At 67.8% G+C, this 11,838-nt stretch carries 11 protein-coding genes; 7 read left to right on the forward strand and 4 right to left on the reverse strand.

Annotation, left to right across the window (positions count from 1 at the left end; all coding sequences use genetic code 11):
* Positions 1-121 precede the first annotated feature (121 nt).
* Genes AB4Y91_RS15565 through AB4Y91_RS15595 form a run of 7 tightly spaced genes read left to right on the forward strand, consistent with a single transcriptional unit; the run spans position 122 to position 8,108 of the window.
* Entirely contained in the window at positions 122-1,729 is a 1,608-nt protein-coding gene (locus AB4Y91_RS15565) for a carboxyl transferase domain-containing protein (RefSeq protein ID WP_441419332.1), read from the forward strand.
* Positions 1,730-1,736: 7 nt separating this feature from the next.
* On the forward strand, positions 1,737-3,917 hold the full coding sequence (locus tag AB4Y91_RS15570; protein ID WP_441419333.1) for an ATP-binding protein: 2,181 nt from the start codon (positions 1,737-1,739) through the stop codon (positions 3,915-3,917).
* Between the two features lie 53 nt (positions 3,918-3,970).
* Positions 3,971-5,134, forward strand: coding sequence for an acyl-CoA dehydrogenase family protein (locus AB4Y91_RS15575; protein WP_441419334.1), 1,164 nt, complete (start codon positions 3,971-3,973; stop codon positions 5,132-5,134).
* A gap of 19 nt (positions 5,135-5,153) precedes the next feature.
* Positions 5,154-5,936, forward strand: coding sequence for a CoA transferase subunit A (locus AB4Y91_RS15580; RefSeq protein WP_441419335.1), 783 nt, complete (start codon positions 5,154-5,156; stop codon positions 5,934-5,936).
* Between the two features lie 2 nt (positions 5,937-5,938).
* Positions 5,939-6,700, forward strand: a complete 762-nt coding sequence (locus tag AB4Y91_RS15585; RefSeq protein ID WP_441419336.1) for a CoA transferase subunit B — start codon at positions 5,939-5,941, stop codon at positions 6,698-6,700.
* Positions 6,697-7,275 (forward strand): MaoC family dehydratase, encoded by a 579-nt coding sequence (locus AB4Y91_RS15590; RefSeq protein ID WP_441419337.1) that lies wholly within the window; start codon positions 6,697-6,699, stop codon positions 7,273-7,275. The genes AB4Y91_RS15585 and AB4Y91_RS15590 overlap by 4 nt, the downstream gene beginning before the upstream one ends.
* Positions 7,272-8,108 carry an HpcH/HpaI aldolase/citrate lyase family protein gene (locus AB4Y91_RS15595; RefSeq protein ID WP_441419338.1) on the forward strand — a complete coding sequence of 279 codons (837 nt, stop codon included), beginning with the start codon at positions 7,272-7,274 and terminating at the stop codon, positions 8,106-8,108. The genes AB4Y91_RS15590 and AB4Y91_RS15595 overlap by 4 nt, the downstream gene beginning before the upstream one ends.
* An 83-nt stretch (positions 8,109-8,191) precedes the next feature.
* On the opposite strand, the gene AB4Y91_RS15600 is transcribed toward AB4Y91_RS15595, so the two are convergent.
* Genes AB4Y91_RS15600 through AB4Y91_RS15615 form a run of 4 tightly spaced genes read right to left on the reverse strand, consistent with a single transcriptional unit; the run spans position 8,192 to position 11,735 of the window.
* Positions 8,192-8,593 carry a universal stress protein gene (locus AB4Y91_RS15600; RefSeq protein WP_441419339.1) on the reverse strand — a complete coding sequence of 134 codons (402 nt, stop codon included), beginning with the start codon at positions 8,591-8,593 and terminating at the stop codon, positions 8,192-8,194.
* A complete protein-coding gene (locus AB4Y91_RS15605) occupies positions 8,590-10,224 on the reverse strand; it encodes a tripartite tricarboxylate transporter permease (RefSeq protein ID WP_441419340.1) in 1,635 nt (544 codons plus the stop codon). The genes AB4Y91_RS15600 and AB4Y91_RS15605 overlap by 4 nt, the downstream gene beginning before the upstream one ends.
* Complete coding sequence (locus AB4Y91_RS15610; protein ID WP_441419341.1) at positions 10,225-10,728, reverse strand: tripartite tricarboxylate transporter TctB family protein; 504 nt, start codon at positions 10,726-10,728, stop codon at positions 10,225-10,227.
* Complete coding sequence (locus AB4Y91_RS15615; RefSeq protein WP_441419342.1) at positions 10,725-11,735, reverse strand: Bug family tripartite tricarboxylate transporter substrate binding protein; 1,011 nt, start codon at positions 11,733-11,735, stop codon at positions 10,725-10,727. Before AB4Y91_RS15615 ends, AB4Y91_RS15610 begins: the two co-directional genes overlap by 4 nt.
* Positions 11,736-11,838 lie beyond the last annotated feature (103 nt).

Raw genomic sequence — 11,838 nt, forward strand, 5'->3', positions numbered from 1 at the left:
CCTGTGTTGGACATCACAGTTAATAGAGACTAACCTAAATCTCAGTTATGCGTTACTAACCGAAATGGCCGGGACGCCCCACGGGGGCGGGCACCGCACGGCCGGGGACGGAAAGCAGTCAATGGAGACAATCGCCAGCCAGCTGGACGCGGGCAGCCCGGGCTACGCCGCGAACCGCGAGGCGCAGCTCGGCCTGGCCCGGGAGCTGAAGGACCGCCTCGCCGCCGTCGCGCTGGGCGGGCCGGAGAAGTCCCGGCAACGGCACGTGGCACGCGGCAAGCTGCTCCCGCGGGAACGGATCGACCGGCTGCTCGACGACGGCAGCCCCTTCCTGGAGATCGCCCCGCTGGCGGCCGAGGGCATGTACAACGGCGACTCGCCGGGCGCCGGGGTGATTGCCGGGATCGGCCTGGTCCACGGCCGCCAGGTCCTGGTCATCTCCAACGACGCCACCGTCAAGGGCGGCACCTACTATCCGATGACGGTGAAGAAGCACCTCCGGGCGCAGGAAATCGCGCTGGAGAACCGGCTGCCCTGCATCTACCTCGTGGACTCCGGCGGCGCCTTCCTGCCAAAGCAGGACGAGGTCTTCCCGGACAAGGAGCACTTCGGCCGGATCTTCTTCAACCAGGCCAAGATGTCCGCAGCCAAGATCCCGCAGATCGCCTCGGTGATGGGCTCCTGCACCGCCGGCGGCGCCTACGTTCCCGCGATGAGCGACGAGACCGTGATCGTCCGCAACCAGGGCACCATCTTCCTCGGCGGCCCGCCGCTGGTGAAGGCCGCGATCGGCGAGATCGTCACGGCCGAGGAACTTGGCGGCGGCGAGGTGCACTCCAAGATCTCCGGCGTCACCGACCACCTCGCCGAGAACGATGAACACGCCCTGCAGATTGTCCGGGACATCGTCTCCACCCTGCCGAAGCCGGCGGCCCCCGTCTGGGACGTGGACACCGTCGTCGACCCCGTTGCCGACCCGGACGAGCTGTACGGAGCGGTGCCCACCGACGTCAACGCGCAGTACGACGTCCGCGAGGTTATCGCCCGGCTGGTGGACGGCAGCCGCTTCCACGAATTCAAGAAGAACTACGGCACCACCCTGGTCACCGGCTTCGCGAAGCTGCACGGCCACCCCGTAGGCATCGTGGCGAACAATGGCGTGCTCTTCAGCGAGTCCTCGCTCAAGGGCGCGCACTTCATCGAACTCTGCGACCAGCGCGGCATCCCGCTGATCTTCCTGCAGAACCTCTCCGGCTTCATGGTCGGCAAGGACTACGAGCAGGGCGGCATCGCCAAGAACGGCGCCAAGATGGTCACCGCCGTCGCCACCGCCCGGGTTCCCAAACTCACGGTGGTGATCGGCGGGTCCTTCGGCGCCGGCAACTACTCGATGTGCGGCCGCGCCTACTCGCCGCGCTTCCTCTGGATGTGGCCGGCTTCCCGGATCTCGGTGATGGGCGGCAACCAGGCCTCCAGCGTGCTCGCCACCGTCAAGCGGGACCAGTACGAGGCCCGCGGCGAGGAATGGTCCGCCGCGGACGAGGAAGCCTTCAAGGCCCCCATCAAGGCCCAGTACGAGGACCAGGGCAGCCCCTACTACTCCACTGCCCGCCTCTGGGACGACGGCGTAATCGACCCCGCGGACACCCGCACCGTCCTGGGACTGGCGCTCGACGTCGTCTCCCGCACCCCGCTGCCGGAGACCTCCTTCGGCCTGTTCCGGATGTGAGCCAGCAATGACTACTTTTTCGTCGACTACTTCTCTTCCAGCACCCCGGAAGCCGCTCTTCGGCACCGTCCTCGTCGCCAACCGCGGCGAGATCGCCTGCCGAGTGATCCGCACCCTCCGGGCCCTCGGCATCCGTTCCGTGGCGGTCTATTCCGCCGCCGACGCCGACGCCCGCCACGTGCGCGAGGCGGACGTCGCCGTCCGGATCGGCCCCGCGGCCGCCACCGAGAGCTACCTCAAGATCGAGGCCATCATCCAGGCCTGCCGGGACACCGGCGCCGACGCCGTGCACCCCGGCTACGGCTTCCTGAGCGAGAACGTCGACTTTGCCCGCGCACTGGAAAAAGCCGGGATCACGTTCATTGGGCCCGGCGTCGAATCCCTGAACGTCATGGGAGACAAGATCCGCTCCAAGAACCACGTCACCGGCTACGGCGTCCCCGTGGTTCCGGGCATCGCCGAACCCGGCATGACCGACACGCAGCTGATCGAGGCGGCGGCCGGCGTCGGCTTCCCGCTGCTGATCAAGCCCTCCGCCGGCGGCGGCGGCAAGGGGATGCACGTCGTCGACCGGCCTGAGGACCTGGAAGCCACGCTGGCCACCGCCCGCCGGGTGGCGGCGAGTGCCTTCGGCGACGACACCCTGTTCCTGGAACGGCTCGTCACCACGCCGCGCCACATCGAGGTCCAGGTGCTGGCGGACAACCACGGCAACGTCATCCACCTTGGCGAGCGTGAGTGCTCCCTGCAGCGCCGGCACCAGAAGGTCATCGAGGAGGCACCCTCCCCGCTGCTCGAAACCCTGCCCGACGGGGCGGACATCCGTGCCCGGATTGGCGAGGCCGCCTGCCAGGCCGCACGCAGCGTCAGCTACAGCGGCGCCGGCACCGTGGAGTTCCTCGTCTCGGACAACGCCCCGGACGAGTTCTTCTTTATGGAGATGAACACCCGGCTGCAGGTCGAACACCCGGTCACCGAGATGGTCACCGGCGTGGACCTGGTCGAATGGCAGGTGCGGATCGCCGCCGGGGAGGAACTCACCCTCCGCCAGGACGACGTCGTGCTGACCGGACACTCGGTGGAGGCCCGGGTATACGCCGAGATACCGGAGAAGAACTTCCTTCCATCCATCGGACGCGTCGTGCTGCTGGACGAAGAGCCGGATGCCGCAGCGGGCCGCGTCCGTGTCGACTCGGCCCTGCTGGAGGGCCTCCAGATCTCCAGCAGCTACGACCCGATGATTTCCAAGGTCATCGCCTGGGGCGGGGACCGGGCGGAGGCCCTGGACACCCTGGACCGGGCGCTCGCCGGGTACACCGCCCTAGGCATTGACACCAACGTCGAGTACCTGCGGCTGCTGATCAATGACGCCGATGTCCGCGCCGGACGCCTCGACACCGGCCTGATCGAACGCAAGATGCCCGAGTTCACGTTCCGGCATGCGGGCGACTTCGAGGTGGCCGCTGCCGCCGTCTTCGCCGCGGCGATGCGGGAACCCGATTCAGTTGACGCCGGGGAAGGACCTTGGCGCCGCCGTGACGGCTGGAGGCTCGGTGCAGCTGCCCCGCGCCGGATCAGTCTCGGAACGCCCGACGGCGGAGTCGCCAACGTTGAGGTGTCCGGCTCGCTAGGGCGGGGGACTGCGACGGTCAGCGTCAATGGCGGCCCGCAACGCACAGCATCGTTGGGTTTCGCCGGGCGCAACCAGGCAGAGGTGACCCTCGACGGGGAAGCCCGACGGTTTTCCCTTGCACAGGTGTCCACGGGCCCCGACCACCCGGGGCCGGACAGCCCTGCGCCCACCGACATATTCCTCGGCAACGACGGCTGGTCCTGCCGCCTCGAGGTGCTGAGCCGCGAGGCCCGGCTCGCCCGGGTGCTGGCCGCCGTCGAACGCGAGGAAGGCGCCGCCGACCCGGCGGTGCGCTCGCCGATGCCCGGCACCGTGGTGTCCGTCTCGGTCAGCAACGGCGAGACCGTGACAGCCGGACAGGTCCTGCTCTCGGTGGAGGCCATGAAGATGGAGCACCAGCTGGTGGCGCCGCTGGACGGCACCGTCCACATCAGCGCCGGCACCGGAGACCTCGTCAAGGCGGACCAGGTGCTGGCCACCATCCACCCCGCCGAGCCGTCGAAAGCCGAAGACACGATCGAAGAAGCCGTCATCGCGATGGGCGCGGCGGACTAGCCCCGTACGCCCACCACCACACCACAGCCACACCAGACACAGGAGTCACCCCCATGCCAGATTTTGAACTCAGCGAGGACTACCAGGACCTCAGCAACACCGTCCGCGAATTCGCCGACCAGGTGGTGGCCCCGGTTTCCGCCAAGCACGACGAAGAGCACAGCTTCCCCTACGAGGTCGTCTCGCAGATGGCGGACATGGGCCTGTTCGGACTGCCGTTCCCGGAAGAGTTCGGCGGCATGGGCGGGGACTACTTCGCCCTCGCCCTGGCCCTGGAACAGCTCGGCCGCGTGGACCAGTCGGTCGCGATCACCCTCGAGGCCGGCGTCTCGCTCGGCGCCATGCCGATCCACCGCTTCGGCACCGACGCGCAGAAGCAGGAATGGCTGCCGCTGCTGGCCTCCGGCAAGGCGCTCGCAGGCTTCGGCCTGACCGAGCCCGAGGCAGGCTCCGACGCCGGCGGCACCAAGACCACCGCGCGCCTCGAGGGCGGGGAGTGGGTCATCAACGGAAACAAGGAGTTCATCACCAACTCCGGCACCGATATCACCAAGCTCGTCACCGTCACCGCGGTGACCGGCCAGCAGGAACGCCCGGACGGAAGCATCAAGAAGGAAATCTCCACCATCCTGGTGCCCGCCGGCACGCCCGGCTTCACGGCGGAGAAGGCCTACAACAAGGTCGGCTGGAACGCCTCGGACACCCACCCGCTGACCCTCGACAACGTCCGTGTCCCCGAGCAAAACCTGCTCGGCACCCGGGGCCGCGGCTACGCGAACTTCCTCTCCATCCTCGACGAGGGCCGGATCGCGATCGCCGCCCTCGCCGTCGGCGCCGCCCAGGGCTGCGTGGACCAGTCGGTGAAATACGCCAAGGAGCGCAGCGCCTTCGGCCAGAACATCGGCAAGTACCAGGCCATCGCGTTCAAGATCGCCCGGATGGAAGCCCGCGCCCACACCGCCCGCCTGGCCTACTACGACGCGGCCGCCCGGATGCTCGCCGGCAAGCCGTTCAAGACACAGGCGGCCATCGCTAAGATGGTCGCAGGCGAGGCAGCCATGGACAACGCGCGGGACGCCACCCAGGTGTTCGGCGGCTATGGCTTCATCAACGAATTCACCGTGGCGCGCCACTACCGCGACTCCAAGATCCTCGAAGTCGGCGAGGGCACCACGGAGGTCCAGCTGATGCTGATCGCCCGCGAACTGGGACTGTAGCCGGCCGGAAGGGTCACCGATGATCAACAAAGTTGTTGCCAGCGCCGCCGAGGCCGTCGCGGACATCCCCGACGGCGCCTCCCTCGCCGTCGGCGGCTTCGGGCTGTGCGGCATCCCGGTGGCGCTAATCGACGCCCTGCATGAGAGCGGCGCGACGGATCTGGAAACTGTGAGCAACAACTGCGGCGTGGACGACTGGGGGCTCGGCATCCTGCTCAAGGACGGCCGGATCCGCCGCACCATCAGCTCGTACGTGGGGGAGAACAAGGAATTCGCCCGGCAATACCTGGCCGGCGAACTCGAAGTAGTCCTGACCCCGCAGGGCACGCTGGCCGAGAAGCTGCGCGCCGGCGGAGCCGGCATCCCGGCCTTCTACACGCCCGCCGGCGTCGGGACCCAGGTCTCCGACGGCGGCCTGCCGCAGAAGTACGACGCCGACGGGACCGTCGCTATCGCCTCCGCAGCCAAGGAAGTCCGCAGCTTCCACGGCGCCGACTACGTGCTGGAGGAGGCACTGACCCCCGACTTCGGCCTGGTGCACGCCTGGAAGGGCGACCGGCACGGCAACCTGGTGTTCCATGCCACCGCAATGAACTTCAATCCGCTCTGCGCCATGGCCGGCCGGATCACCATCGCCGAGGTTGAGGAGCTCGTGGAGCCGGGGGAGCTGGACCCGGAGCACGTCCACGTCCCCGGCATCTTTGTCCAGCGGGTGGTCCTCGCGCCGCAGGCGGAGAAACGGATCGAAAAGCGCACCACCTCCAGCACCACCTCCAGCACCACCGAGAAGGCAGGAGCATAGCCGTGGAGACGAACAACGCGCAGGGCGCGCCGCCCAGGCCCGAAGCGGTCCGGCACGAATACCGGCGTTCCGCCGTCGAACACCCCGCCGGCGTGCAAGGCAAGGGCTGGACGCGCAACGAACTGGCCGCCCGGGTGGCCCAGGAGCTGCACAACGGCCAGTACGTCAACCTCGGCATCGGGATGCCCACGCTGATCCCCAACTACATTCCGGCCGGCGTCGAGGTGGTGCTGCACTCGGAGAACGGGATCCTCGGCGTCGGGCCCTACCCGGCCGAGGACCAGGTGGACCCGGACCTGATCAACGCCGGCAAGGAAACGGTCACCGTCAACAAGGGCGCCGCGTTCTTCGACTCGGCCGCATCCTTCGGCATGATCCGCGGCGGCCACGTCGACGTGGCGGTGCTCGGCGCCATGGAAGTGGCGCAGAACGGGGACCTCGCCAACTGGATGATCCCCGGCAAGATGGTCAAGGGCATGGGCGGGGCGATGGACCTGGTCTTCGGCGCCAAGAACGTGATCGTGATGATGGAGCACGTGGACCGCAACGGCAACCCGAAAATCGTGGAACGGTGCACCCTGCCGCTGACCGGCAAGGGCTGCGTCGACCGGATCATCACCGACCTTGCCGTGATCGACGTCGTGACCGAAGGCGGCAAGTCCCGGCTGGTGCTGCGCGAGCTGGCGCCCGACGTCACCGCGGAGGACGTGGCCGCGGCCACCGGCGCCGAACTCTTCGAGGAAGACCAGGAACTCACCGTATGACAACGAATGCAGCGCCCGGGTCCGGAACCGGCCGCCGGGTGATTGAACAGCGCGGGCTCTACTTCGACGAACTTGAAGAGGGCGTGCTCTACGCGCACCGGCCCGGCCGGACCGTGACGGAGACGGACAACGTCCTGTTCACCACCATGACCATGAACACCCAGGCGCTGCACCTCGACGCCGCCTGGAGCGCCGGACAGCCGTTCGGCCAGCGGCTGATGAACTCCATGTTCACCCTCGCCACCCTGGTAGGGCAGTCCGTCCCGCAACTGACCCAAGGAACCATCATCGCGCAGCTGGGACTGACGGACGTGTCCTTCCCGCACCCGCTGTACCACGGGGACACGCTCTACACGGAGACCGTGGTCACCGGCAAGCGGCTCTCCTCGTCCCGGCCAGGCCAGGGCATCGTGACCATGCAGCACACCGGCCGGAACCAGGACGGCGTCGTGGTGGCCCTAGCGACCCGCAGTTGCCTGATGTGGACGCGGGAGGCGCATGCCTCACAGCAGGAACCGGCGCAGCAGGCACCGGGGCAGAAAGACGCAGCCGAAAAGGGGACAATCGAAGCATGAGCTTCCTGATGGGCCCCGCCCTGCTGTTTTGCCCCGCCGACCGACCCGAGCGCTACCAAAAGGCCGCCGAGCGCTCCGATGCCGTGATCGTGGACCTCGAGGACGCCGTCGCGCCGGCCGACAAGCAGCGCGCCCGCGGCGCCATTCTCGCCCAGCTCGGCTCCGCCGGGGACGTCCCCGAACTGGATCCCAGCCGCACAATCATCCGGCTCAACCCGGCCGGTACGGAGGAGTTTGAAAAAGACCTGCACTGCCTCAAGCACACCCCCTACCGGCACGTGATGCTTGCCAAGGCCGAAAGCGCCGCCCAGCTCAAAGAGCTCGAGGGCTACAGCGTGGTCGCCTTGTGCGAGACGGCCGCCGGCATCGTCAACGCCGCCGCTATCGCCGCGGAACCCAACGTGGTGGGCCTGATGTGGGGCGCCGAGGACCTGCTCGCCTCACTTGGCGGCACCTCCAGCCGGAGCGACGACGGCGGCTACCGCGCCGTGGCGTTGCACGCCCGCTCCACCGTGCTGCTGGCCGCCCGCGCGTTCGGCAAGGAAGCGATCGACTCCGTCTACGTCAACATTCCCGACCTCGACGGCCTCGGAGCCGAGGCCCGCGACGCCGTCGCGTCCGGCTTCGGCTCCAAGGCCTGCATCCACCCGAACCAGGTGGCCGTGGTCCGGGACGCCTACGCCCCGTCCGAATCCGACGTCGCCGCGGCCACCGAACTGCTCCGCGCCGCCGCTGCCGCCGGAACGGGCGTGTTCCAGTACCAGGGCAAGATGATCGACGGTCCGATCATCAAGCACGCCGAAGCCACGCTCCGCCGCGCCGGACGCCCCTGACAACTGCCCTCGCGAGATGACACTTCGCGGCAATGCTGCACCCAGGCATTGCCGCGAAGTGTCATCTCGGGCTTAGGGCCCGGTCAGGGCTGGTGGCCGGCCTTTACGGCAAGCACCGGGCAGCCTGCCTCGAGGAGGATCTGCTGGGCCGTGCTCCCCATGATGAGTTTCCCCACCGGGGTGCGCCGCCGAAGGCCGATGACGATCAGGTCCGCCCGGTGCTGTTCTGCTGCCTGCAGGACCTCGGTGGCTGCGTCGTTTCCACGGACCGGCTGCTGGACGAGGTGCTCGATGCCCTCCTTCTTCAGCCGTTCCTCGATCCCGACGATCTCCTCATCCTCGGCGTAGCGCTTGTCCACGAGGACGTCGCCCCGTGAGGAATTGATCACCACCAGGAGTTTCGCATCCTTGCGGGCCTGGCTGATGGCTGCTTCGAGTGCCGCCGTTCCCTCCGGAGTGGGAAGGTAGCCAACGATGATGCTCATGGTCGCTCCTGTCGTCCTGCTGCTGTGTTCGTGGTGGTGTCCATGTCGCGGTCATCGAAGGGCTGGGCGTTCGCGCCACCGGCGTCTGTCCGGTCAGGGTCAGCCTCCGGCGTGGCGTGCATGCCGGCAAACGCCGGCTCCGCCTGTGGCCGCGACCTGCGCCAGGCCTTCAGCAGCAACGGCCACGCCAGGATGATCGCCACGACGACGTAGATGCCGACGGCGATCGGCTCGCTCCACAGACCGGCCGGGTCCCCGGCGCTGAGCTGCAGTGTCTTGCGCAGCTGGCCTTCGACCCGGGGGCCCAGGATCACTCCGAGGATGAGCGGCAGGACCGGCAGGCCGAACCGGCGCATCATGAACCCGAGCGCGCCGAGCACCAGCAGGATCACCAGGTCGAACGCCTGCAGGTTCACGGAGTAGGCGCCAAGGGTGGCGAAGAAAAGGATCCCGGCGTACAGGTACGGTCGCGGCAGCTGCAGGAGTTTTGCCCAGAGCGGTGCCAGCGGCAGGTTGATGACCAACAGCAGGAAGTTTCCGATGAAGAGGCTGGCAATAAGGGCCCACACCAGCGGTCCCTCGCTCTCGAATAGCTGCGGCCCCGGCTGGATGCCGTACGAGGTGAAGGCCGCCAGCATCACGGCGGCGGTGGCGTTGGTCGGCAGCCCCAGCGCCAGCATCGGGGTCAGGGTGCCGGCCGCCGCCGCGTTGTTGGCGGCTTCCGGTCCGGCGACACCCTCGATGGCGCCCTTGCCGAACTCCTCGGGGTGCTTGGTGAGCCGCTTTTCCGTGACGTAGGACAGGAAAGTCGGGATCTCCGCGCCCCCGGCGGGCAGCGCACCAAACGGGAAGCCGAGCACGGTTCCCCGCAGCCAGGGCTTCCAGGACCGCTTCCAGTCCTCTTTGCCCATCCAGGGCTGCCCCACCGGGATGATGTGGAGCGGGGTCCGGCGAAGGTGGGCGGCCACCCACAGGGCTTCGCCCACGGCGAAGATGGCCACGGCTACCACCACGATGTCGAGCCCATCACTGAGCAGCGGCTGGCCGAACGTGAGGCGCGCCTGCCCTGTGACGGAGTCCATTCCGACCAGCCCAATCGCCAGGCCAAGGCCCAGCGAGGCGAAACCGCGGAGGCGGGAGGAGCCGAGCACTGCGGTGACGGCCAGGAGCGCCAGGACCATGATGGCGAAGTAGCTCGGCGATCCGAGGCTGACGGCGAATTTGACCACAATGGGTGCGCAGACCGCGAGGAGGGCGGTGCCGATTGTCCCGGCCACGAAGGAACCGATGGCCGCGGTGGCCAGTGCCTGGGCGGCCCGCCCGGCCTTGGCCATCTTGTTGCCTTCAATGGCCGTGACCACGGACGAGGACTCACCGGGGGTGTTGAGCAGGATCGAGGTGGTGGATCCGCCGTACATGCCGCCGTAGTAGATGCCGGCGAACATGATGAAGGCGCTGGTGGGCTCCAGCACGTACGTGACGGGGAGCAGGAGCGCCACGGTCATCGCCGGGCCCAGTCCCGGCAGGACGCCGACGGCGGTGCCAAGGACCACGCCGATCACGGCGTAGAGGAAATTCATGGGGGTCAGGGCGGTGGCGAAGCCGTCCATCAAGGAACTAAAGACGTCCATTTAGAGGATCCCTTCCAGCAGCCCGGCGGGCAGCGAAATTCCGAGGCCGAGGTAGAAGCCATAGAAAGTGAGCAGGGACAGGGCAACGGAGATCAGCCCGTCGCGGACGTAGTGCCGGCTGCCCAGGGCCCAGACGCTGCCCCAAAAGAGAACGGTTCCGGAAATGACCCAGCCGGCCCAATCAATGATCAGGACGTTGGCGATGAACGCTCCCGCGAGGGGAAGCACGGTCTTCCAGTCGGCAGGATGGGACAGGTCGACGTCCTCGCCACCTTCAGTCTCGCCGTGTCCGCCCCGCAGCACGTTGATGGCCAGCATCACCGCGCACACAATCAGCAGGCCGGCCACGATGTAGGGGACCGTTTTCGGGCCGACCGGGTCCGATTTGGAGTACGGGGTTACCAGGCCGACGGCGTCCCATAGGACCACCCCGCCGGCCGCCCCGAGCAGGAGGGCGACCCCCAGCTCGGAGCGGCCTTTGAGCCTGGAAGTCAAAGACGTCACGCCAGTCCAAGCTTCGTCAAGACATCGGCCACGCGCTTGTCCTGCTCGGTCAGGAAGGACTTGAAGTCGTCACCGGTGAGGAAGGCGTCGGACCAGCTGTGCGACTTGAGGGCCTCCTTCCACGAAGCGGTGCCGTGCATCTTCTCCAGGGCAGCGATCAGGGAAGCCTTGTCGGCGTCGCTGATGCCGGGAGGGGCAACAACACCGCGCCAGTTGCTGAAGACCAGGTCGATGCCGGATTCCTTGAGCGTGGGGGCGTCGACGCCGTCGAGGCGCTTCTCCCCGCTGGTCGCCAGCACGCGGACTTCGCCGGACTCGATCTGCTTCAGGTACTCACCGGCACCGGAGGCGGCGAAGCCGAGCTTGTTGCCGAGGATGGCCGGAAGGAGATCGCCGCCGCCGTCGTAGGAAACGAAGTTGACCTTGGTCGCGTCGATGCCGACTGCACCGGCCAGCTGCATGGGGAGAAGGTGGTCGGGCCCGCCGGGGGAGGAGCCGCCGCCTACGCTGATCGATCCGGGATTGGCCTTCCACGCCGCCACCAGGTCCTTGATGGTTTTATACGGGGAGTCCTTGGCGACCATGATCGCGCCCGGCTCTTCGATGAGTCGGGCCAGCGGAGTGGTGTCCGTAAGCTTCGACCCGGACTTGTTGGTGTAGCTCGCGCCGACGACGCCGAGGCCCATCAGCATGGCGAGGTCGCCGTTGCCCTTCTCGTTGACCACGCGGGCCAGGCCCACCGTACCGCCGGCGCCGGCGAGGTTGAAGACCTCCGTGTTGCTGGCGATCTTCTCGTCGTCGAGGACCTTCGCGGCGGCGCGGGCCGTGGTGTCGTACCCTCCGCCCGGGGTGTTGGGCACTAGGATCTGCAGGCCCGTGATGGGCCCCGCAGCGGCTCCGGAGCTGGCCGTACCGGTGGAGCTCTTGCCGGTGGCACCGCAGCCGGTGGCCATCAGCGCGATGCCGGCAGCTACGGCGGCAATTCGCAATGCGCGGATTTGGCGCATGTTTCCTCTTCTCAAATTTGGTTAGTCAATAATCGGCCAGCGGACTGGCCGGTGGTTTGATGTTAGGGGCCGACGTGACGGGGGCCACTCTTGTGTACGCAGA

It is taken from the genome of Arthrobacter sp. YAF16 (assembly GCF_052113385.1).
GTDB lineage: Bacteria > Actinomycetota > Actinomycetes > Actinomycetales > Micrococcaceae > Arthrobacter.

Coding starts and splice junctions, on each gene's coding strand:
- AB4Y91_RS15600 (WP_441419339.1), bottom strand. CDS start 8,593: ATGAGCATCATCGTTGGCTACCTTCCCACTCCGGAGGGAACGGCGGCA.
- AB4Y91_RS15590 (WP_441419337.1), top strand. CDS start 6,697: ATGACAACGAATGCAGCGCCCGGGTCCGGAACCGGCCGCCGGGTGATT.
- AB4Y91_RS15575 (WP_441419334.1), top strand. CDS start 3,971: ATGCCAGATTTTGAACTCAGCGAGGACTACCAGGACCTCAGCAACACC.
- AB4Y91_RS15605 (WP_441419340.1), bottom strand. CDS start 10,224: ATGGACGTCTTTAGTTCCTTGATGGACGGCTTCGCCACCGCCCTGACC.
- AB4Y91_RS15595 (WP_441419338.1), top strand. CDS start 7,272: ATGAGCTTCCTGATGGGCCCCGCCCTGCTGTTTTGCCCCGCCGACCGA.
- AB4Y91_RS15615 (WP_441419342.1), bottom strand. CDS start 11,735: ATGCGCCAAATCCGCGCATTGCGAATTGCCGCCGTAGCTGCCGGCATC.
- AB4Y91_RS15570 (WP_441419333.1), top strand. CDS start 1,737: ATGACTACTTTTTCGTCGACTACTTCTCTTCCAGCACCCCGGAAGCCG.
- AB4Y91_RS15580 (WP_441419335.1), top strand. CDS start 5,154: ATGATCAACAAAGTTGTTGCCAGCGCCGCCGAGGCCGTCGCGGACATC.
- AB4Y91_RS15565 (WP_441419332.1), top strand. CDS start 122: ATGGAGACAATCGCCAGCCAGCTGGACGCGGGCAGCCCGGGCTACGCC.